This is a genomic window from Peptoniphilus olsenii, assembly GCF_040545475.1.
GTDB classification, from domain to species: Bacteria; Bacillota; Clostridia; order Tissierellales; family Peptoniphilaceae; genus Peptoniphilus_A; species Peptoniphilus_A olsenii.
This window is the reverse complement of the sequence record NZ_JBEPMA010000002.1, coordinates 23,415-42,366: the sequence shown is the minus strand read 5'-3', so window position 1 is coordinate 42,366 and position 18,952 is coordinate 23,415. Positions and strand designations below refer to the sequence as shown.

Genomic DNA, 18,952 nt, shown 5'->3' with positions numbered 1-18,952 from the left:
CTTGACTTAGTGGCCGAAAGCAGCTCCTAATTTTATTTATTATTTGAGTTGTGATAAGACTACTTAAATAAATGCTAGTATTATCAAATTATGAAGTTAATAATCAACTGTATTTAGCTATGAAGATTTTGAAATATTAATAATTATGTTTTAGAGTCATATATCAATCCAAAAACATATTATACGCAGTAAATAAAGACCAGAAGTTTGGGATTAACTTCTGGTCTTTATAATTGTGTTCCGATTAATGTTTTTTAGTCGATTAGGTATAGTTGAAAAGTGTATATTTTGAATATTAACGGAAAAGGGTCTGTAGCTATTTTTAGAAGGATTCCTTTCGCGTGTTAAAGTTTATTTGTAAATTTTTCTAAATCGACTATATATCGTGTATGGGTAGATTTTCCTATTATTTTATCTTCATCATAAGCTGTAACATCGAACACATACTTTCTTTTATTTTGTTCTACTAATTTAGCAATACATCTAATTTCATGACCTATAGGAGATGGAGCAAGCTGATCTAAATTAATATTTGTTCCTACTGACACTTCATTAAATTTTTTTGTTTTCTCAGTAGCTTGTTGTGGACCACTAGTGCCTGTACCTGATATTCGCTATCAATTGGTTTGATAGTTTCTACAAATTCTATCAAAATTCCATTATTGTATTTTGGTCTTAAGAAAATTACGATTATGTCACTAGTACCTGACACAGCTTCTTTTTTTAGCATTTGTAGTCCTTTATCTTCATATTCTTTTCTAACAGCTTCAACATCATCTACCTCAAATGCAATATGAGCGATACCATCTTTGCCATTATTAAAATCTTTAAGTACTCCAGCTTCTGGGATAATAAACTCAATAGGGCTAGAGTGTTCTCCAGGTTTTGTAAAAATTAATTTAGATTGATAAGCATCAACATGACCTTTGTAATCGATTTCGAGTCCTAGTCTATCAATCATTTGATAAACGTCTTCTAATGTTGGAAGAACTATTCCAACATGGTGCATTCTCATTGGTTTCATATACCGTTCAACTCCTTTAACTTTGGAGAAAAACAAATATAGCTGATATAAATTAGGAAAATATTTTTTGAAATAAGTATTAAATCTTTGAGGAAATATTTTATAATTCTTTGATTTTCATTCACCTAAAAACATTGAAAATGTTTTTCTCTCTTGATATAATTTTATAAAAAGTTTACTGGATTTAAAAATGTCTTAGGATGACGTATTTTGAATAAAAAAGTCAAACTTGAATTAAAATGCCAAAAGGTCAAATGATATTTTGGCTAAAAAGGATTATGATTATCATAGAGGGTTAAGTAATTTATTTTGGTAATCATAAGAGAGGGGTTAGCTATGAATAAATATTCACCAATGTTAAAAAAATGATAGATTTTACAAATGTCAAACTTATTGTCTTAACAAATAAGTTAGATTACGACATATCATACATAAGTAAGTGGTGTAACGCTTCCAAATTACCTTCACAAAAATATATTCGTATTACAAATCAAAGAATAAGTGAAGTTATATGCAAAGATATCTTTGAACAGAATAAAGTATTAGATTTCTTCTTAGAATTTGATATACAATTACCAGAAAATTCTGATTATTTATCAGACAAAAAAGATGTTCAAGATAAAATCTTTAATATACTGATGAAGGTATACAAAAGTTCAATTAAAAACTATGATGGAAGTGATAATAATACCAGAATGGTAGAAGGCAATAGTAATATAAAAATGTTTTTAAGTGACTTCATTCAAAAGCAACATTTAAAAAGCGAAGATGGTCTAAAAGATATATTGATTTCTATGGAAATATCATCTGAAGGATTGGAAAATTTCTTGAATTTGATACAGAATACAGACAACATCAATATAAAAATTGGATTGGATATGAATGATTTTGACAAAAATCATGCTAAGCTCAAAAAGGTTTATAGAGTATTAAATGAACGCCCAAATCTCAATATTACTCTTTATAATAATAGTGACTTCAAAAACTTTAATGCGATAGTTGCTAAAAATAATTTTGTCATAAATTATTCTTTGGATATTAATGGTAAAATGGAAATAATATCGTACTCAAATAATGAAGAAGAAGTTGAAAGAGCATATAAAATACTATTAGCAAAATTTAAAGATGAAGATTTGCTTTTAAAAAATGTCAACAGCCTGGATATGAATAAAAGTGGGTATAGAACTGATTTTTATATAGACAATTATTTCAATATATTTATAAGTTATGGATTTGAATTTTTGTTACCATCTAACATTATAGATAAAATTGCTGATAAAGAATATGAGAGATTAAAAGGCAAAGATATAGATGATATTAAAATCATGGACAATATGTTACAAATTAAAAAATTGCAAATTGAATGGGAAGAGATTTTTCACAATAGAAATATTAATTTCTTTATTCCTAAATCAACTTTATATGAGTATATTCAAACAGGGAATTTGGTTTACATAGATACACCTTATAAAATGAGCATAGAAGAAAGAAAATCACATTTTAAGAATGCTTTAGGATTGATGAAAAAAAATCCAAATATAAAATTATATATCATCGATGGGGAAAAGATAGAAGGAGATTTTCAGGGTTTTAATCTTGGAATATATCTAAATCACAAGAAATTTTTTGTGAAAAATTATATCAGATATTCCCAAAATCTTGAACCATATATGTATACTGTAATGAACAAGAAGATTGTAGAGAGAGTAAATGATTATTTAGAATCTTTAAAAACTATGGATATTTGTAAACAATATACCGTAGAAGAATTAGAAGAAAAATGGAATAATTATGAGAGTATGTTTACTAAAATTATGGGTATTTCAGATGATATGAATTAATATTTTTAATTAAATACTATTTTTAATATAAAGATTTAAAATTATGACAATGGTCTTAGTTTTAAATCTTTTTTGTTAGGAGTTTTTTAAATGGAAGTATTTTAAGTTTTTAAATCTCAAATAAAAACTTTCACATACACAGTGATGTACAAGTAAAAAACTTTTTATGCTCTATCATTCTGAATAAACATAATAAAAGATTTTAAAAAAGTGCCGTGTAAATACACGACACTTTGACTAATACATTAATTTAAAATTTCAAGTAAAATATTTATGAGTTGGTTATAATGTCTATTGGATGAATAGTTTTTATTTTAGTCCCATAACTTGATCTAAAAAGATTCTGGAATCCATCATCTTGAGGTTTTTATCTATAATAGGTGTAAATTCCATTTGATTTAATATATCTTTTTGTAAATCAACACCAGGGGCGAATTCTATAAGTGTCAAGCCATCTTTTTTAAGTTCAAAAACGCATCTTTCAGTCACATATAAAACTGGTTGACCAATGTTAATTGCGTAATCACCTGAAAAAGTAATTTGTTCTACATCTTTTTTAAATTTTTTGACTTGACCTTCTTCTAATATAATAAGTTTTCCGTCTTCTACTTTAATTTTTAAGCCTTTGGCGGTAAAAGTACCACAGAATATTACTTTTTTGGAATTCTGTGAAATGCTAATAAATCCACCGCAACCGGCAATTCTAGTTCCAAATTTTGAAACATTTAGATTGCCATGAGAGTCCGCTTGTGCTAGTCCTAGATAACAAATATCTAAACCACCACCTTCATAGAAATCAAATTGATACGGTTGGTCGATTAGAGCATCGGCATTTATTGCACCTCCAAAACGTGGTCCTGATTGGGGTATGCCACCAATAGGTCCGGATTCTACAGTAAGTACAATATGATCTTTGATATTTTCTTCAGCTGCAATGTTAGAAACTAGTTCAGGGACCCCAATTCCTAAATTGCCAACCATATTTGGTTTTATTTCCATCGCACCACGTCGTGCAATAATTTTCTTCGTATTTAAAGGTATATAAGCATCGTAGCTTTTTTCTGCAATTCGAATGTTGCCAGCAAGTTCAGGTTCGTAATCAATGCCGTAGGCTTGTTCTTTTAGGGAGGGTTCGTGAACTTCTACAACATAATCTACATAGATGCCAGGGATTTTTACATGTTTAGGATCAAGAGATCCACTTTTTACAATTTTGTTTACTTGCATAATTACTTTTCCGCCACAGTTATGAACTGCTTGAGCAATTGAAAGTACTTCAGTAGGTACAACTTCCATATCCATGGAAATATTGCCATGCTCATCTGAAAAGTTTCCTTTTATTAGTGTAATATCAAAATTCATGGCTTTATAAAATAATCTCTCTTCTCCATTTATATTGATAAGCTCTACAATGTCTTCAGTGGTAATTTCATTTACTTTACTTCCTTCGATACGAGGATCGGCGAATGTATTTAAACCAACATGAGTTATTACTCCTACTTTTTTTCCAGCTACATTTCTAAGCATTTGAGCAAGAGCACCTTGAGGTACATTGTATCCTTCGATTTTATTAGATGTCATAAGATCCATCAGTTTTGGTGCTTTATTAAAATGTCCTGCAATTACTTTTTTTAGCAGTCCTTCGTGTGCTAAATGATTTACACATTTACAATCTCCATCGCTTTGTCCTGCGACATAAAATAATGTTAAATCTCTAGGGCTATTAGTTTCTTTAAATCTTTTTTCTAAACCTGCTTCTAAAGCTTCGGGATTAGAACATCCTATAAAACCAGAAGTAACTACAACATCTCTGTCTTTAATAACAGATAGAGCTTCTTTAAGATTTGTAAATTTAGGTATCATAAATGCCTCCTGTGACAAGCTAAAGATAAAAGTAAGCTTGTCTAATTATTATTATCTAAAAATACTTCCACTGATAATTAGTTTTTGTATTTTGTTATTACCTTCATAAATTTGAGTAATCTTTGCATCTCTCATCATTCTTTCAACATGGTAGTCTTTCATATAACCATTGCCACCCAAGAATTGAACAGCTTGAGTAGTAACCTCCATGGCTGTATCTGTGCAAGTAAGTTTTGCCATTGCAGCTGGTATTGTATAAGGAAGATGTTCAGTTTCGGCTTGAGCCGCTTTATATAGAAGAAGCTCAGAGTACTCAATTTTAGTTTTAAGTTCAGCCATCTTGAAAGCAGGATATTGTTGTGCACAGATTGGTTTGCCAAATTGTTTTCTGTCCATCATATATTTTCTTGCAATTTCAAAAGCACCTTTTGCAAGGCCAAGTCCTTGAGCTGCTACACCAATTCTTCCACCGTCAAGAGTTTGCATTGCTATTTTAAATCCTTGACCTTCTTCTCCTAATAAATTAGCAGCAGGAACCTTAACATCTTTTAAAAACATTTCACTTACTTTTGCAGATCTAATTCCCATTTTGTCTTCTATATGTCCAACGCTTACGCCTTCCCATGCAGTTTCTATTACAAAAGCTGATAATCCTTTTGCACCTTTTTCTGGTTCAGTAAGTGCAAATACAACATAATAGTCAGCTAGAGGACCATTTGTTGAGAAACATTTTGCACCATTAAGTACATAATAATCACCTTCTTTTTTAGCGACAGTAACACAGCCCCCAGCGTCAGAATCTGCATTTGGCTCTGTTAGTCCAAAAGCTCCTAGTGAAGTTCCGTTAAATACGGGCGGAAGATATTTTTTCTTAATTTCTTCGCTACCATATTTAAAAACTGGATAAGCATATAAAGATGCATTTACTGAATAGGCGATACCAATTGAACCGTCTACCTTTGATAGTTCTTCAACAGCTATAGCATATGAAATATAATCTCCGTCTTGTCCGCCGTATTCTTTAGGATATTGAATTCCATTTAATCCAGCTTTGCCTAAAGCTTTAAACTGTTCTAAAGGAAATTCACTTCTTTCATCTCTTTCCATAACTCCAGGTGCCAATTCTTTTTCTACAAAAGTTCTCATAGCACTTTGAATAGCCAATTGTTCGTTAGTTAATTTAAAATCCATTGTTTCCTCCTACGATTTTTTTATTTTAGATAGGCTTTGAATTCTAAGAAGTTCAAAACGTTTTCTATAATTTAGAATACATAAAAAATTTGGGAATAAAAAATACTTAAATATGACATAAATTGAATTAAAGTTCAACAAGTTCAAAAATTATCTTAATTTAGATTTGTATATTTATCGTAAAATTAGATAGTCATTAATTTTTAAAGTGATTTTAAAATAGTCTAAGGTAATATATATCAAGTCAATATGTCTAAAAAATGCAAAAAGAAGATTGACAAAGAAAATCGAAAACGATATCATTACTAAAAATTAATTTTTATAAATTAATTTCAATTATTTATAGTCAATGCAAAATTTAACCATAAGGAGGTGAGAGCTTTTAATTAATCGCATATAGTTATTTCAGTTTACATACTAAAGTGAAAGATTTTATTTATAATAAAGTGATTAATAAAAATAAATATGCGAAATATAAAAACTATAACGCTATTTGACTTAAATAAAATCAAATTTATAGGAGAATATTATGTTATTTCAATTAATTGTAATGTTTGGGGTTGCATATCTTGGACAAATAATTTCAAGTTTATTGCCTTTTCCTTTTCCAGGTACTATTATTGCAAGCTTGATATTATTCGTACTATTGCAAACAAAATTTATTGAACTTAAAAAATTAGATGGAGTTGTAAACTTATCAAGCAAATATTTGGCATTATTTTTTGTCCCAGTGGGAGTTGGTATTTTAGAATATTTCACAAAATTTAGTACTGATGTGTGGGTAAAAATTTTTGTATTGATAATTTTATCCACAGCGGCAACTATGGTTATTACAGGTAAATTTTCGGATTTATTCATAAAATTATTTAATAAGGGGGATTTTAATGATTGATATTTTGACAAAAGGACCACTATTTGGAGTTGGTATTATTGTTTTAGCGTTTTTACTTGCAATAAAGATAAAAGAAAGATTTAATAATAATTTATTTAATCCCATGTTATTGGCAATTATATTTGTAATAGCGACACTTATTATATTTAAAATTCCTCTTGAAAATTATCGAGAAGGTGGTTCTATGATTCAGTTTATGATATCTCCTATCGAAACTATAGTTATTGGCGTTGGACTATATAAACAATTTGACACTTTAAAAAAGAATTTTTTATCTATGGTTATATCAACAATTATTGGAGGTACATTTGTAGTCTTATTTGTAATCTTACTTGGTCGTGCATTAAATATGCCACAAGATGTATTGCTTGCAAGTATACCAAAATCAGTTACAACAGCTATTGGAATTGAAATTTCTAATAAAATGGGTTGGCTCACATCAATAACAGTAATGTATATCTGTATGACAGGAATAGTTGGGGCAGTTATAGCAAGACCAATTATTTCATTATTTAAAATAAAAAGTCCAATTTCACAAGGCCTAGCAATTGGGACTGCAAGTCATGCTGTTGGGACTAGTGAAGCAATTAAAATAGGAGAAGTTCAGGGAGCTATTAGCGGATTATCAATAGGTCTTCATGCTATTATTGCCTCTATTATAATTCCTATAATTGTTAATTTATTGCATATTTCTTAAAATTTTTTATAATATATAATTTACAATCCTCTTTAGATTCTAATAAAGGGGATTTTTTATTTTTATAATAATACATATAAACATAGATTTATCACTTCACTGTTATAATATTTAGCATATTAAAACTTCAACTTGTATTTATTTACTTTCTAATAATTATCTGTTTACAGTAACTTTACATATTTTCTGTAAAATTGTAAAAAGATATGTTAGGAGGCATTATGAATATAGCTATATGTGACGATAATATCAAATTTATAAATTTAATGGAAGATATGATATACGAATTATCTCAAAAATTTGAAAATTTAAGACCTGATATAGATGTGTATCAAAGTGGCGAAGAGCTTCTTAGAGTGATTGATGTAGACAATTTGCCATCAATTATTTTTATTGATATTGAGATGAAAGAAATTAATGGAATTCAAACTGCTAGAAAACTTAGAAAATATTCTGAAGAAATTCTCATTATTTATGTAACGAGTTACGAAACTTATACTCTAGAATCATTTGAAGTTAGACCTTTTCGTTATTTATTAAAACCTATTGATACAAAGGAGTTTGCAAAAGCATTTTATGATGCCATTGAATACATAAAAAATTCTAGTAGTCATGTCTTTTTTAAAAGGGGCAAAGATTATATACAAATAGAAAGTTCATCTATAATAGCAATATTTTCTGAAGCTGGAAGAAAATTAAGGATTAAGACCGATAATGAATTAAATGATGAGGTATTTTATGGAAAAATTAAAAATATAGAAAAGAAACTCCACCCACTCAATTTTGTTAAAATCAATAGGGGAACTATTATAAATTTAAAAAAAGTAAAAATTTTAAATTCTCAAGAGGTAATCATGGTAGATGACCAAATACTTACAATAAGTAAAAATAGAAAACAAAGTGTAATTGATTTATATTCTAGTTTTATATCCAAAGAGGTTGGCATATGAATATTGAAGCTGTTAAAGTTTTTGTGACACTTATAGCTATTGTGCTTTTGCAGACAAGTATTTCTTATGTTTTTTTTAATGAATATTTTATTAATCGAGGAAAAGATAATATTCTTTTTCTCAGTTTTTTTATTGTAATCTTTATAAATAAATTGTTGGGAGATTCTATTTTTATTAAACTTTTGTTTTTAACTTTGGCAAATTTAGTTATTGCCTTTATATTTTTTGATGGTTCTCAATATAAAAAAGTATTTTATGTAATGAGTTTTATTTGTAATTTCACATTATATGAAGTTATTGGACTTAGCTTTTTTTATTCGAATTTATATAAGGATTTTTTAAATATTGATGTCCCTATCTATTACATAATATTGTATTCTATTTTTTTGATTATTTTATATGTATATATAAAATTTATTAAAGATGAAAGTTCTCATAATTTTGATTTAAATAATATTGAGTATTTTATTTTGACTATCGTCCCACTCTGTAATTTAATAATACTGATGGTATTAGAAGATTATTCATCTAAAATTAGTATTGTACTTATGTTTGTTGTGGTACTTTCTGATTTATGTTATGTTTTTTTTCATAAAAAAATTAGAGAAAAGAATATTTCTCTTTCAAAGTATCAGGTTTTGGAAGAACAAAACAAAATTTTAAGAAAAGAAATTGAAAATGAAGCTAATTTTAGGAGATTAAAACACGATCTCAAAAATACTTTGCTTCAAGTAGATATGAATATAAAAAGAGGAGATATCAATCTTGCAATAGAACAAATTGAAGATATAGTTGGAGAGAAATTAGATTATCCAACATATTTAAGTGGTTTGACGGAGATTGATTATTTATTGAGTATTAAAATCAAAAAAATGGAAAAATTAAATATAAAGTATAAAATATCACTTCAGATACCTAAAGATTTAGATATAAAAGATATATCGATTGATTTGTCGGCAATTCTTGGGAATTTGATAGATAATGCAATTGAGGCAGTTGAAAGACTTGCTGTGGGCACTTCACCAATTATCATCAAGTTAATATATCGAGATGAAAAAATATATATGCACATTGAAAATCCTTCAGAAAAACTTGAAGAAGATTTTTCAAAAGATTTTATAAAATCATCTAAGTCAATCCGATATGGAATTGGTATAAAGAGCATAAAGCTCCGTTTAGATAAATTAAGAGGTTTTTATAATTTTAAGTACGAAGATGGATATTTTAGGGTGATTGTGATAATTCCTTGTGGAACACAAATTTCAGGTATTAGCTAATATATTTAAATAAATATTTTAATTAATACAAAACTTCCTATTTTTAGGGAGTTTTTTTAATACAATTTTTGATACTGTTTAATACATTTTAGAAATATGTATAAAAAAATCTAATATAATCTAATTGAAAGTTGAGGTGAGGTGTATGGAGATAGAAAGAGACAAAGATTATGATTTAAATTTTTTAGATATAAATGAAAAAAATCCATTAATTATAGCTTTGGCATTAGTAGTAATAAATTTGATGTCACTATTAGCACTGATTATTTTTTCTTCAGTATTAAATGTAGAAAGCCCCTTTTTAATGATGACATTACCAACGGTGATTTCGTTTTTAATACTTCCGAAAATATTATTAAAATTTTTAAAAGTAAATGACAATCTTGATATATTTAGATATCTAAAAACTTCTATTTTGGTTTTTGTATTATTCTTGGTGTTTTATATTTTCACCTTTAGTTCAAAACTCGATTTGAATTTTGTAGTTTTTTGGATAATACATTATTTATTTGTCGCTATAGGAGAGGAATACATCTACAGACATCTTTTAATTAATTTGTTAGGAAAAAAGATGAGTGTTTTAGCTTCTTGTATAGTATCGAGTCTTGTTTTTGCATTTATTCTTCACAACAATGAAGTTTTAGTAACAAATTTATGCTATAGACTACCTTTGGCACTTCTATTATCAGGAATATATGTAAAGACAAAGAGTTTAAGTTTAACAATTGTCGTACACACAATATACAATTTAATTGTAATGATTATTTAGGAGGTTTTATGAAAAAAAGCATTATTAGTTTATTAATTTCTCTAATAACATTAATTGCAATCACATTAAAAATTTCGACGAATGTAGACTCATTAAATGTTATAACATTTTTAGTATTTGGAGCTATTTTACCAGTACTTATTTCATCGGTAATGGGTTCTTCAATTATTAATATATTAAATGTTCAAGGTGAGAAAACAAAAATAATTGTTTCTGCGATTCTGTCTTTTATATATTCGGCATGTTATGTATTTTTTATCAGGTTTATAGACTTAGATTTTGATACAATAGCACGCAACTCTCAAAATCTTACGAACAATTCATCAATAGAAATAACTAATGTAAGTAGTCAATCAATTTTTACTGCAGGTTTAATAAATTTCTTTCTTGTATTTGCTTTCATATTAATATTTACAAAAATATCAGAAAAAGCAGGTGAAAGATATGTTTAAAAATCCAAATATTAAGACACAGAAAATTAAAGGTGCTAATCTTTTGATTAACACAGAAAATTCAGCTGTAGTAGGGCTTGACGATAAAACTTTTAATGATTATCTAGAAATCTTAGAAGATAATACAGTCAACGAAAATTTATATAATTTTTTGGTGGAAAATGAATTTATTAAAAAAAATAATGACTTTGGAAGAGATTATTCACCCAAAAATGCTTATATACACATAACTGATAGATGTAATTTAAAGTGCAATGGTTGCTATTCAGCGGACGAGCGATATGACAAACAAGAATTATCATTAGATGATTTAAACAAAGTTATAGATAATTTAAAATCTTTAAAACTGGAAAATATTATTATCTCTGGTGGGGAGCCGATGATTCGAAAAGATTTAGATAAAATATTAGAAAAAATAAAAAATCAACTTAAACCAAAAAATTTAATAGTGATAACAAATGGCACTATCCATGATTTTAATCTTTTAGAAAACATGGCAAAACATTTAGATATTCTTTCGGTTTCTCTCGATACTTATAGTTCCGATTGTAGAGCATTTCTAAGAGAAGAAAAAATTTTTGATAGGATAATGTATTTTATAAAAAAAGCAAAGGAATTGAAGATTAATCTGTCTATTTTGCCCACTATAAATCACCAAAATATAGATTATATAAATGAATATACTAAACTTTCAAAAAAATTAGATACTAATATAAGTTTTAGTTTATTTACGGTAAAACCAGATGAAAAAAATAAAGAGTTTGTGTTAAATGACGATGATCTTAAAAAGATTGTAGATTATTATAGAGTAAATGAAATAGAGGTTTTAGATGCACCTTTGGACAATTCTCTTGAAGGAAAATGTAATTGTAAAACGGGCGAGCAAATAATTTCTGTAGGTACGGATGGTTCGCTATATCCATGTCATATGTTGATGGAAGATGAATTTAAAATTGGAAATCTTTTAAAAGGAGATGCATTGAATTTGCTTATAAATAATGAAAACAAAGAATATAGTATAACAGTAGATGATATAAATGGATGCAGAAACTGTGAATTTAAATATCTATGTGGCGGTGGTTGTAGAGCAAGGGCATATCTAAATACAGATAAGATTACATCAAGGGATCCATTTTGTCCAATGTATTATGATTTTTTCAGTGAAATTATGAATAATTTAGTTGCGGGAAATGTCAATGGATAAATATATTGCTTCTTCAAGAGAAGATATAATAAGTAAAAATAAAAATTTTATGACTAGATTTAATGCAAAAAATCTTTTTAAATACAGTGGTCAGTTCATTATATCTGATGAGCATATAGAATTTAAAGGATATAGAATTATACAATTTAATGAAATTGAAGATATATCTTTGGAAAATGACGATGTAGTATCTTCTATGAATTTTGCAACTCAATCTAGGTTAGCTTTTGTAAAATCAGCTAAACCTATAAGACTATTATTAAAAAATAAAGAGATAATATACTTTTATGTAAATTGGAATATATTAACAGGGCTTAGCTCTAATAAAAAAGTATATGACATTTTAAATGTTCATATAAATAATTAATTGGGTTTTTTAAAATCCATAAATTTGAAGGAGGTGAAATATATGTTATTCAAATCATTAAAGAAAAACAACGCAGGCTGTGCATCAGTAGGGATGGTAGTTTGTGGTTCAGTAGGATATTCAGGTAAAAAATGGTCAGCATAAGGAGGTAAAACATGTTATTCAAATCATTAAAGAAAAACAACGCAGGCTGTGCATCAGTAGGGATGGTAGTTTGTGGTTCAGTAGGATACTCTGGCAAAAAATGGTCAGCGTAAAAATATTTTACTAATTTTAAAAGATTCATATATAAATTTGGTGTCTCATCTAGATGCCAAATTTTTATATGGAGGTGTATATGAAAAAATATCTTTACTCACAAAAATTAAGAATAGTTTTGATAGTTATACTTTCTATAATTACAAGTTTATTTAGTATATTTATCGTTATAAATATCCAAAAAATTGTAGATAGTATGATAATTAATGACTCGTCCACCTTTCAGAATAGTATTTGGTTTTTAATTAGTTCATTTATAATTAATTTTATATTGTCTTATTTTTTAGTGCTTTCAAATTCTAAATTAAAAAAAGACATCCATAAATCTATAAAAAGCGATATAATTGAAAGTTTTTTTAGAATGAAACATAAAGATTTTACTATGACTCTTCCATCAGAAAAGATTAATATATTTGAAACTGATTTAAATATTATAGATAATCATTATTTTGAGAATATGTTAAATATTTTAAAAAACAGTATGTTGATTGTTTTTGGGCTTATTTATTTAATAAAATTGAATAAGCAGATGGCGTTTATCATGATTTTCTGTTCACTTTTAATATTATTTTTGCCTTTTGTACTGGGTAAAAACATTGATGAATTAAGTTCAATGTATTCAAAAAATAAAGATAAATTCTTGGGTAAGATAAAAGATATTTTTGAATCAATGGATTTAATCCATAGCTATGGAATAGAAACTAAAATTTTGAAACAGTTTGACACATCCCTAGAAGAATTAGAGAGGTCATTATACTTATTTAATAGAAATTTGGGGTTATATTCGCAGATAATAGGTCTAGGAAATTATATAATAATAGCAATATCATTCTCGTTAGGAGGATATTTTGTAATAAATGGCAAGTTATCAGTAGGAGAATTAATTGCCATAACTCAAGTAATAAACATAATAATGGGACCAATTGGCGAGTCCACTACTGCTATTATGGAAATTAGTGGAGCTAAAAAAATTAAAAATAAAATAATAAAACTATTAAATTATTCTAATGCAGATAGTTTTTATATAAATGAAAAAAATTTTGATTCAATAGAACTAAATAATTTATGTTATACACATGATAATTCAAATTTTTCACTTGATAATATAAATTTAAAAATTGAGAAAAATAAAAAATATGTGATTTTGGGGAGTAGTGGTAGTGGTAAATCTACTTTATTAAAAATTCTCTCTAACATACTTGCAAACACATCGGGAGAGATTTATCTAAATGGGAATGAATATTCTATGCACGAGAGTATATCCAAAATCGTCTCTTTTGTATCTCAAGATACTTTCATATTTAATGATTCACTTGTAAATAATATTACTCTATACAAAGATTATCCTCATGAAGAAATAAAAAATGCAATTAAATTTTCGCTACTGGAAGATTTAAAAGAAAGAAATAATATGCCTGATTTAAATTTGGCTGAAGCTTTATCAGGTGGTGAGAGAAAAAAGCTTGCACTTGCAAGAGCAATTCTTAATAATACAGAAGTTATTTTGTTAGATGAGCTAAATTCATCTCTTGACCCAAAAAGTTCAAGAATTTTAGAAGATAGAATTTTTAATTTAGAAGAAAAAACAATTGTTATGGTTACACATAAAATAAATTATCATAATTTAATTAAAGCTGATGAAATAATATGTATGGATAATGGCAAAATTATAGAAAAAGGTAGTTTGAATAAATTATTAGAAAATAAAAATTATTTTTATAGAAATTTTGGAGAATTATATGGAAAAGATTTTAGAAATAAAAAACTTGAAAAAGTCATATAAAGATGTATTAATTCTTGATAATGTTAGTTTTAGTTTGAAACCTAGAGAAATAGTGGGACTTGTTGGTGCAAATGGAGCAGGTAAAACCACTCTTATGAAATTGATACTCGGCTTTATTTATAAAGATAGTGGTGAAGTAAAATTTTTTAATAATACTTCTTATACAAACAATCATGAATTGATGAGTAAAATAGGATTTTTAATAGATACTAGACTTTATGAGCATTTAACAGCCAAAGAAAATATTAAAATTCAAATACTTTATAGAAATATAAAAAATGAAAAAGAAATCTGGGATAGAGCCAATTATTTATTAGAACTTGTGGGACTAAAAGATGTAAACAAAAAAGTATCAGAATACTCATTTGGCATGAAACAAAGACTTAGTCTAACCTTAGCTTTGTTATGTGATGTAAAACTACTTATATTAGACGAACCATTTGTAGGGCTTGATCCAAAAGGTATAGAAGGCGTTAAAAAATTCATAAAAGAAATTGTAGAAAAGGAAGAAATTGCACTTCTCATATCATCACATCAAATGAAAGAAATAGATGAATTGTGCGATAGATTCTTATTTATAAAAGATAAAAAAATAGAAAATCATAACTTGAATAAGAATAAATTATATATATTGGAGTTATCAAAAAATATAGAAAATTTAAAAATAGATAAACAAAGTATTGTTACAATAGACAATAAAATTGTAATAAAAGAAAAAAATGAGCTCAATAGAATCTTAAAATTATTATCGAATCAAGACATTGATATAGCAGATATTAGTATTGAAATGGATTCTATAAATAAAGTATTTAATGAGGTGAAAAATGAAAAATCTAGTTAAAGCAGAACTTTTCAAACTCAAAAAAAGTAACACTTTTTTGTTGATTACACTACTTAATTTAGTTTCAATATTTTATGGAGCGGGCATAAAATTCGGATGGAGTTTTGTGTCTTTTAAAGGTCAATTTGACATATATAGATATGTGTTTTCTATATGGCAACTTTATTTTATACTTGGAGTCCCAATGATAATACTGATGTATGCTGGTTCCAAAATATTGGGAGACGAAATTTTAAAAGGACAAATAATACTTGAAGTTGCACCAGTAGCCAACAGAAAAAAACTAATATGTGGCAAATTTAAAGCGATGATTTATACGACTCTTTTTTATTTTTTAACAAATATAGCATTTAATATATTAGCTTATATATTATTTGTCAAAGGAACAGATTATGCGGTCAGTGGAAACTTATTTACAAAAGACAATTTTGAAATTTTAGTTCAAATATTATTTGGATTTTTAGAAATATATTTTTTGGTAATATTAGCAATGTCTGTTTCCGTAGATAAAGGTGCAATAATAGGCACATTAAGTTCAATTGGGGTCTATGTTATCACATCATTATTGACAAGAGCTAAAGGTATAGACAAATTTATAATAGGATATTTCAATCTAAAAGCTCCTAATATTATAAATATTGAGAATATATTGATACAATTAGTAATATTTTTAATATGCATAAGTTCTATAATATATTTTTCAATTCAAAAATTTAGTCGCAAAGATTTATAGATTTTTAAAGCAAAAATTTTGTTTTATAAAATAAAAATATTAATAAATTTATAATTATTACCAAGATTACCAAAACCTATTAAAAGGGTTAAATATTAAATAGAATTTAATTATTCTTTATATACTTAATTAGTGCAACAATAGCCAATACAACAAGCACCAAAATAAGTATTTGAAATAAAGCTCCAAACAAAGGCACAAAGCTAAACATTCTCAAAATAATCCCTCCTTTTATTAAGTATATTATAACATTTATTTCTATATTGTTTTAGTTTATTTGTTATTTGGTATAATTACTTAGGTGATATTTTATGATTAATATAGTAGGGCTAGGTGCTACAAACGAGAGAGATTTAACTCTTGAAGCAGTAAAAATTATAAATAATGGAAATAGAAATTTTTTAAGAACAGAAAAACACGAAGCGGTTGAATATTTTTATAAAAATAATATAAACTTTATTTCTTTTGACTATTTATATGATTATAAAGAATCTTTTGAAAAAGTTTATGAAAGTATTGTAGAAAATTTAATTAATTATTCAAAAAATGAAGATATAAATTATTTTGTTCCAGGCACACCTTTAGTTGCAGAAAAAACTGTTGCCATGCTCTTAAATAAAGATGTAGATTTAAATATTATAAATGGAATATCTTTTATAGAGCCAGTTTTAGCAGCAGTAGGTAGGGATGCAGTAAATGGTTTAATATTTTTAGACTCTGATGCGAGCAAAAATGATTTTGTGACCAATAAAGATATTCTCGTTACACAAGTATACAACAAAAGAATTGCATCAGATTTATCTTTGAAATTGCAAGAAGTTTATGCACCTGAAGATTCCTGTTTTGTAATTACAGATGCAGGTCTTGAGTCTCAAATTGTAAAAAAAATACCTATTTATGAATTATCAAGGCTTGATATTTATAATCATCAAAGTTGTGTTTATATTCCAAAATCAGGGGTAAAAGGATTAAACGAGCTTTTAGATGAAATCGAAAGATTTTGTGTACAAGATGATTTAAATACAAATGAGGATTTGTATTTAAAATTAAAGGAAAATTTGATTGAAAGTGCCAATAATATCTCGCCAGATTCAGAGCAAGAGATTATTTCAATTTTTGTAAAATCACTTTACTTATTAAAAATAAAAGAGCATGAAGGTTATCTAAATTTTGGAAATCTTATAGATGATATTTACAAAAAATTGGATAAAATAGGGCTTTTTTTCAAATAATTGTAGAAAATAATCTCAACATGAGTTATAATTGTAACAGTCTTAAGATTTACCGCACTCTTAGAGTGTAACCGTGTATGGGATTATTCCCAAAATTATTTAATGGTAAAGACTATTTAAGAATTAAATCTTCAAGGAGGATATATTATGAACAAATCAGAATTAGTAGCAAGCATTGCTGAAAAATCAAATCTTACAAAAAAAGACGCTGAAGCAGCTCTTAACGGATTCATTAGCTCTGTGCAAGAAGCTCTTGCAGCAGAAGAAAAAGTACAATTAGTTGGTTTTGGTACTTTCGAAGTTAGACAAAGAAAAGCTAGAGAAGGTAGAAACCCTAGAAATCCTAAAGAAGTTATTAAAATTCCTGCTTCTAAAGCACCAGTTTTCAGATCAGGAAAAGCTCTTAAAGAAGCTGTTAACAAGTAATTTAAAAATAGGAGGCCATGAGGCCTTCTTTTTTTGAAATATTTTTTTATTTCATCTAAAGTTTCCTTTTTTGTTGAAATTTTAGGCTTTTTCTGATATATTTTAATTGGAGAGTTTTATGAGAATAGATAAATTTTTAAAAAATTCAAGACTTATTAAAAGAAGAACCGTAGCAAAAGAAGCTTGCGATAAAGGGCTTGTCAAAATAAATGATAAAGTTGCAAAAGCAGGCGATGAGGTAAGCGTTGATGATATAATAATTTTGACGCTAGGTTCAAATGAAATAAAGGTAAGAGTTAAAGATATTTCTGAAGTAAATAGCAAGGCATTAGCTGAAACTCTTTACGAAAGAATTTAACATCAATATTATGGAGGTTTTGGCATGAATCGTAAAACGAGAAAATTTCCCATAGTTTTGGCATGCATAATTTTAATCTCAGTAATTTATGGTGCCATTTCAATTGGCAAATCTATATCTATTAGAAATCAAAAATTAGAAATTATTGAAAGAAATAATAAAATGATTTCAGAACTTAATAATGATATAGAGAATTTAAATTCCGAGATTGAAAATGCATATTCTTCCGACTTTATAGAAAAAGTTGCACGTGAAGATTTGGGCATGGTAAAACCGCGTGAAATTATTTATGTTGACAAAAATATGGAAAAAGATTCTGATAAAATCTCAAATAAAGACTTTTAGGGGGATAATTTTAAATGGAAATGTCGCAAGGCGATATTGTTGAAGGTAAAGTAACAAAACTTACTAAATTTGGAGCATTCGTAGATTTAGGTGAGGGTAAAAGTGGTTTGGTACATATTTCTGAAGTTGCCGACACATTTGTAAAAGATATAAGCGATCACTTATCTGAAGGAGACGAAGTTAAAGTTAAGGTTTTAAAAATTGACGAAAAAGGAAAAATTGCTCTTTCTATAAAAGATGCAGTTGAAAAAGTTGAAGCTAAGGAACCTCAAGATAAAAACTTTGATCCAAAATTCGAAGATATGATGAGCAAATTTTTAAAAGAATCGAATACAAAACTTGACGAGGCAAGAGCAAGACTTAACCAAAAAACAAATAGAAAAAAATCAAGAAATTAATTAGGGCGTCAGACTGTCTAATGGCAGCTCTGGCGTTTTATTTTTGTAGAA

General features: G+C 27.1%; 21 protein-coding genes. 17 read left to right on the top strand and 4 right to left on the bottom strand.

Going from position 1 to position 18,952, the window contains the following annotated elements:
• Window positions 1-344 precede the first annotated feature (344 nt).
• Together ABID14_RS02210 and ABID14_RS02205 are read right to left on the bottom strand one after the other, a co-directional pair.
• Complete coding sequence (locus ABID14_RS02210) at window positions 345-548, bottom strand: thioesterase family protein (protein ID WP_354366827.1); 204 nt, start codon at window positions 546-548, stop codon at window positions 345-347.
• Window positions 539-1,024, bottom strand: a complete 486-nt coding sequence (locus ABID14_RS02205) for a VOC family protein (protein WP_354366826.1) — start codon at window positions 1,022-1,024, stop codon at window positions 539-541. Before ABID14_RS02205 ends, ABID14_RS02210 begins: the two co-directional genes overlap by 10 nt.
• Before the next feature lie 365 nt (window positions 1,025-1,389).
• Here ABID14_RS02205 and ABID14_RS02200 point away from each other — a divergent pair, with 365 nt between their 5' ends.
• The gene (locus ABID14_RS02200) at window positions 1,390-2,865 is read left to right on the top strand and encodes a hypothetical protein (RefSeq protein ID WP_354366825.1); all 1,476 of its coding nucleotides are present in this window, start codon (window positions 1,390-1,392) and stop codon (window positions 2,863-2,865) included.
• Between the two features lie 309 nt (window positions 2,866-3,174).
• On the opposite strand, the gene ABID14_RS02195 is transcribed toward ABID14_RS02200, so the two are convergent.
• Window positions 3,175-4,728: an acyl CoA:acetate/3-ketoacid CoA transferase gene (locus ABID14_RS02195; RefSeq protein WP_354366824.1), complete on the bottom strand. Its 1,554-nt coding sequence runs from the start codon at window positions 4,726-4,728 to the stop codon at window positions 3,175-3,177.
• A gap of 51 nt (window positions 4,729-4,779) precedes the next feature.
• Window positions 4,780-5,919 (bottom strand): acyl-CoA dehydrogenase family protein, encoded by a 1,140-nt coding sequence (locus ABID14_RS02190; RefSeq protein WP_354366823.1) that lies wholly within the window; start codon window positions 5,917-5,919, stop codon window positions 4,780-4,782.
• Window positions 5,920-6,448: 529 nt separating this feature from the next.
• Between ABID14_RS02190 and ABID14_RS02185 the strand changes: the two genes are divergently transcribed.
• From ABID14_RS02185 to ABID14_RS02110, 16 genes are all read left to right on the top strand, one after another.
• The gene (locus tag ABID14_RS02185) at window positions 6,449-6,811 is read left to right on the top strand and encodes a CidA/LrgA family protein (protein WP_354366822.1); all 363 of its coding nucleotides are present in this window, start codon (window positions 6,449-6,451) and stop codon (window positions 6,809-6,811) included.
• Window positions 6,804-7,508 (top strand): LrgB family protein, encoded by a 705-nt coding sequence (locus tag ABID14_RS02180; RefSeq protein WP_354366821.1) that lies wholly within the window; start codon window positions 6,804-6,806, stop codon window positions 7,506-7,508. Before ABID14_RS02185 ends, ABID14_RS02180 begins: the two co-directional genes overlap by 8 nt.
• 221 nt (window positions 7,509-7,729) lie before the next feature.
• Window positions 7,730-8,458: a LytR/AlgR family response regulator transcription factor gene (locus ABID14_RS02175; RefSeq protein ID WP_354366820.1), complete on the top strand. Its 729-nt coding sequence runs from the start codon at window positions 7,730-7,732 to the stop codon at window positions 8,456-8,458.
• A complete protein-coding gene (locus tag ABID14_RS02170) occupies window positions 8,455-9,735 on the top strand; it encodes a GHKL domain-containing protein (RefSeq protein WP_354366819.1) in 1,281 nt (426 codons plus the stop codon). Before ABID14_RS02175 ends, ABID14_RS02170 begins: the two co-directional genes overlap by 4 nt.
• Window positions 9,736-9,880: 145 nt before the next feature.
• Complete coding sequence (locus tag ABID14_RS02165) at window positions 9,881-10,504, top strand: CPBP family intramembrane glutamic endopeptidase (RefSeq protein ID WP_354366818.1); 624 nt, start codon at window positions 9,881-9,883, stop codon at window positions 10,502-10,504.
• Between the two features lie 8 nt (window positions 10,505-10,512).
• A complete protein-coding gene (locus tag ABID14_RS02160; RefSeq protein ID WP_354366817.1) occupies window positions 10,513-10,956 on the top strand; it encodes a hypothetical protein in 444 nt (147 codons plus the stop codon).
• Window positions 10,949-12,160, top strand: coding sequence for a radical SAM/SPASM domain-containing protein (locus ABID14_RS02155; protein ID WP_354366816.1), 1,212 nt, complete (start codon window positions 10,949-10,951; stop codon window positions 12,158-12,160). Before ABID14_RS02160 ends, ABID14_RS02155 begins: the two co-directional genes overlap by 8 nt.
• Entirely contained in the window at window positions 12,153-12,527 is a 375-nt protein-coding gene (locus ABID14_RS02150; protein ID WP_354366815.1) for a hypothetical protein, read from the top strand. Before ABID14_RS02155 ends, ABID14_RS02150 begins: the two co-directional genes overlap by 8 nt.
• 337 nt (window positions 12,528-12,864) lie before the next feature.
• On the top strand, window positions 12,865-14,568 hold the full coding sequence (locus ABID14_RS02145) for an ABC transporter transmembrane domain-containing protein (RefSeq protein ID WP_354366814.1): 1,704 nt from the start codon (window positions 12,865-12,867) through the stop codon (window positions 14,566-14,568).
• Window positions 14,525-15,409 carry an ABC transporter ATP-binding protein gene (locus ABID14_RS02140; RefSeq protein ID WP_354366813.1) on the top strand — a complete coding sequence of 295 codons (885 nt, stop codon included), beginning with the start codon at window positions 14,525-14,527 and terminating at the stop codon, window positions 15,407-15,409. The genes ABID14_RS02145 and ABID14_RS02140 overlap by 44 nt, the downstream gene beginning before the upstream one ends.
• Window positions 15,393-16,142: a hypothetical protein gene (locus ABID14_RS02135; RefSeq protein ID WP_354366812.1), complete on the top strand. Its 750-nt coding sequence runs from the start codon at window positions 15,393-15,395 to the stop codon at window positions 16,140-16,142. The genes ABID14_RS02140 and ABID14_RS02135 overlap by 17 nt, the downstream gene beginning before the upstream one ends.
• A gap of 311 nt (window positions 16,143-16,453) precedes the next feature.
• Window positions 16,454-17,374, top strand: coding sequence for an SAM-dependent methyltransferase (locus ABID14_RS02130; protein ID WP_354366811.1), 921 nt, complete (start codon window positions 16,454-16,456; stop codon window positions 17,372-17,374).
• Window positions 17,375-17,521: 147 nt separating this feature from the next.
• Entirely contained in the window at window positions 17,522-17,800 is a 279-nt protein-coding gene (locus ABID14_RS02125; RefSeq protein ID WP_354366810.1) for an HU family DNA-binding protein, read from the top strand.
• Window positions 17,801-17,918: 118 nt separating this feature from the next.
• Entirely contained in the window at window positions 17,919-18,158 is a 240-nt protein-coding gene (locus ABID14_RS02120) for an RNA-binding S4 domain-containing protein (protein WP_354366809.1), read from the top strand.
• 24 nt (window positions 18,159-18,182) lie between these two features.
• Entirely contained in the window at window positions 18,183-18,503 is a 321-nt protein-coding gene (locus tag ABID14_RS02115) for an FtsB family cell division protein (RefSeq protein ID WP_354366808.1), read from the top strand.
• A 14-nt stretch (window positions 18,504-18,517) separates the two neighbouring features.
• Window positions 18,518-18,901, top strand: a complete 384-nt coding sequence (locus ABID14_RS02110) for a S1 RNA-binding domain-containing protein (protein WP_354366807.1) — start codon at window positions 18,518-18,520, stop codon at window positions 18,899-18,901.
• Window positions 18,902-18,952 lie beyond the last annotated feature (51 nt).

Bases quoted from the DNA above. Each gene is read 5' to 3' on its own strand.
- ABID14_RS02175 (WP_354366820.1), top strand. From the start codon at position 7,730: ATGAATATAGCTATATGTGACGATAATATCAAATTTATAAATTTAATG.
- ABID14_RS02145 (WP_354366814.1), top strand. From the start codon at position 12,865: ATGAAAAAATATCTTTACTCACAAAAATTAAGAATAGTTTTGATAGTT.
- ABID14_RS02190 (WP_354366823.1), bottom strand. From the start codon at position 5,919: ATGGATTTTAAATTAACTAACGAACAATTGGCTATTCAAAGTGCTATG.
- ABID14_RS02125 (WP_354366810.1), top strand. From the start codon at position 17,522: ATGAACAAATCAGAATTAGTAGCAAGCATTGCTGAAAAATCAAATCTT.
- ABID14_RS02180 (WP_354366821.1), top strand. From the start codon at position 6,804: ATGATTGATATTTTGACAAAAGGACCACTATTTGGAGTTGGTATTATT.
- ABID14_RS02185 (WP_354366822.1), top strand. From the start codon at position 6,449: ATGTTATTTCAATTAATTGTAATGTTTGGGGTTGCATATCTTGGACAA.
- ABID14_RS02120 (WP_354366809.1), top strand. From the start codon at position 17,919: ATGAGAATAGATAAATTTTTAAAAAATTCAAGACTTATTAAAAGAAGA.
- ABID14_RS02170 (WP_354366819.1), top strand. From the start codon at position 8,455: ATGAATATTGAAGCTGTTAAAGTTTTTGTGACACTTATAGCTATTGTG.
- ABID14_RS02150 (WP_354366815.1), top strand. From the start codon at position 12,153: ATGGATAAATATATTGCTTCTTCAAGAGAAGATATAATAAGTAAAAAT.
- ABID14_RS02115 (WP_354366808.1), top strand. From the start codon at position 18,183: ATGAATCGTAAAACGAGAAAATTTCCCATAGTTTTGGCATGCATAATT.
- ABID14_RS02155 (WP_354366816.1), top strand. From the start codon at position 10,949: ATGTTTAAAAATCCAAATATTAAGACACAGAAAATTAAAGGTGCTAAT.
- ABID14_RS02110 (WP_354366807.1), top strand. From the start codon at position 18,518: ATGGAAATGTCGCAAGGCGATATTGTTGAAGGTAAAGTAACAAAACTT.
- ABID14_RS02130 (WP_354366811.1), top strand. From the start codon at position 16,454: ATGATTAATATAGTAGGGCTAGGTGCTACAAACGAGAGAGATTTAACT.
- ABID14_RS02205 (WP_354366826.1), bottom strand. From the start codon at position 1,024: ATGAAACCAATGAGAATGCACCATGTTGGAATAGTTCTTCCAACATTA.
- ABID14_RS02140 (WP_354366813.1), top strand. From the start codon at position 14,525: ATGGAAAAGATTTTAGAAATAAAAAACTTGAAAAAGTCATATAAAGAT.
- ABID14_RS02135 (WP_354366812.1), top strand. From the start codon at position 15,393: ATGAAAAATCTAGTTAAAGCAGAACTTTTCAAACTCAAAAAAAGTAAC.
- ABID14_RS02200 (WP_354366825.1), top strand. From the start codon at position 1,390: ATGATAGATTTTACAAATGTCAAACTTATTGTCTTAACAAATAAGTTA.
- ABID14_RS02165 (WP_354366818.1), top strand. From the start codon at position 9,881: ATGGAGATAGAAAGAGACAAAGATTATGATTTAAATTTTTTAGATATA.
- ABID14_RS02195 (WP_354366824.1), bottom strand. From the start codon at position 4,728: ATGATACCTAAATTTACAAATCTTAAAGAAGCTCTATCTGTTATTAAA.
- ABID14_RS02160 (WP_354366817.1), top strand. From the start codon at position 10,513: ATGAAAAAAAGCATTATTAGTTTATTAATTTCTCTAATAACATTAATT.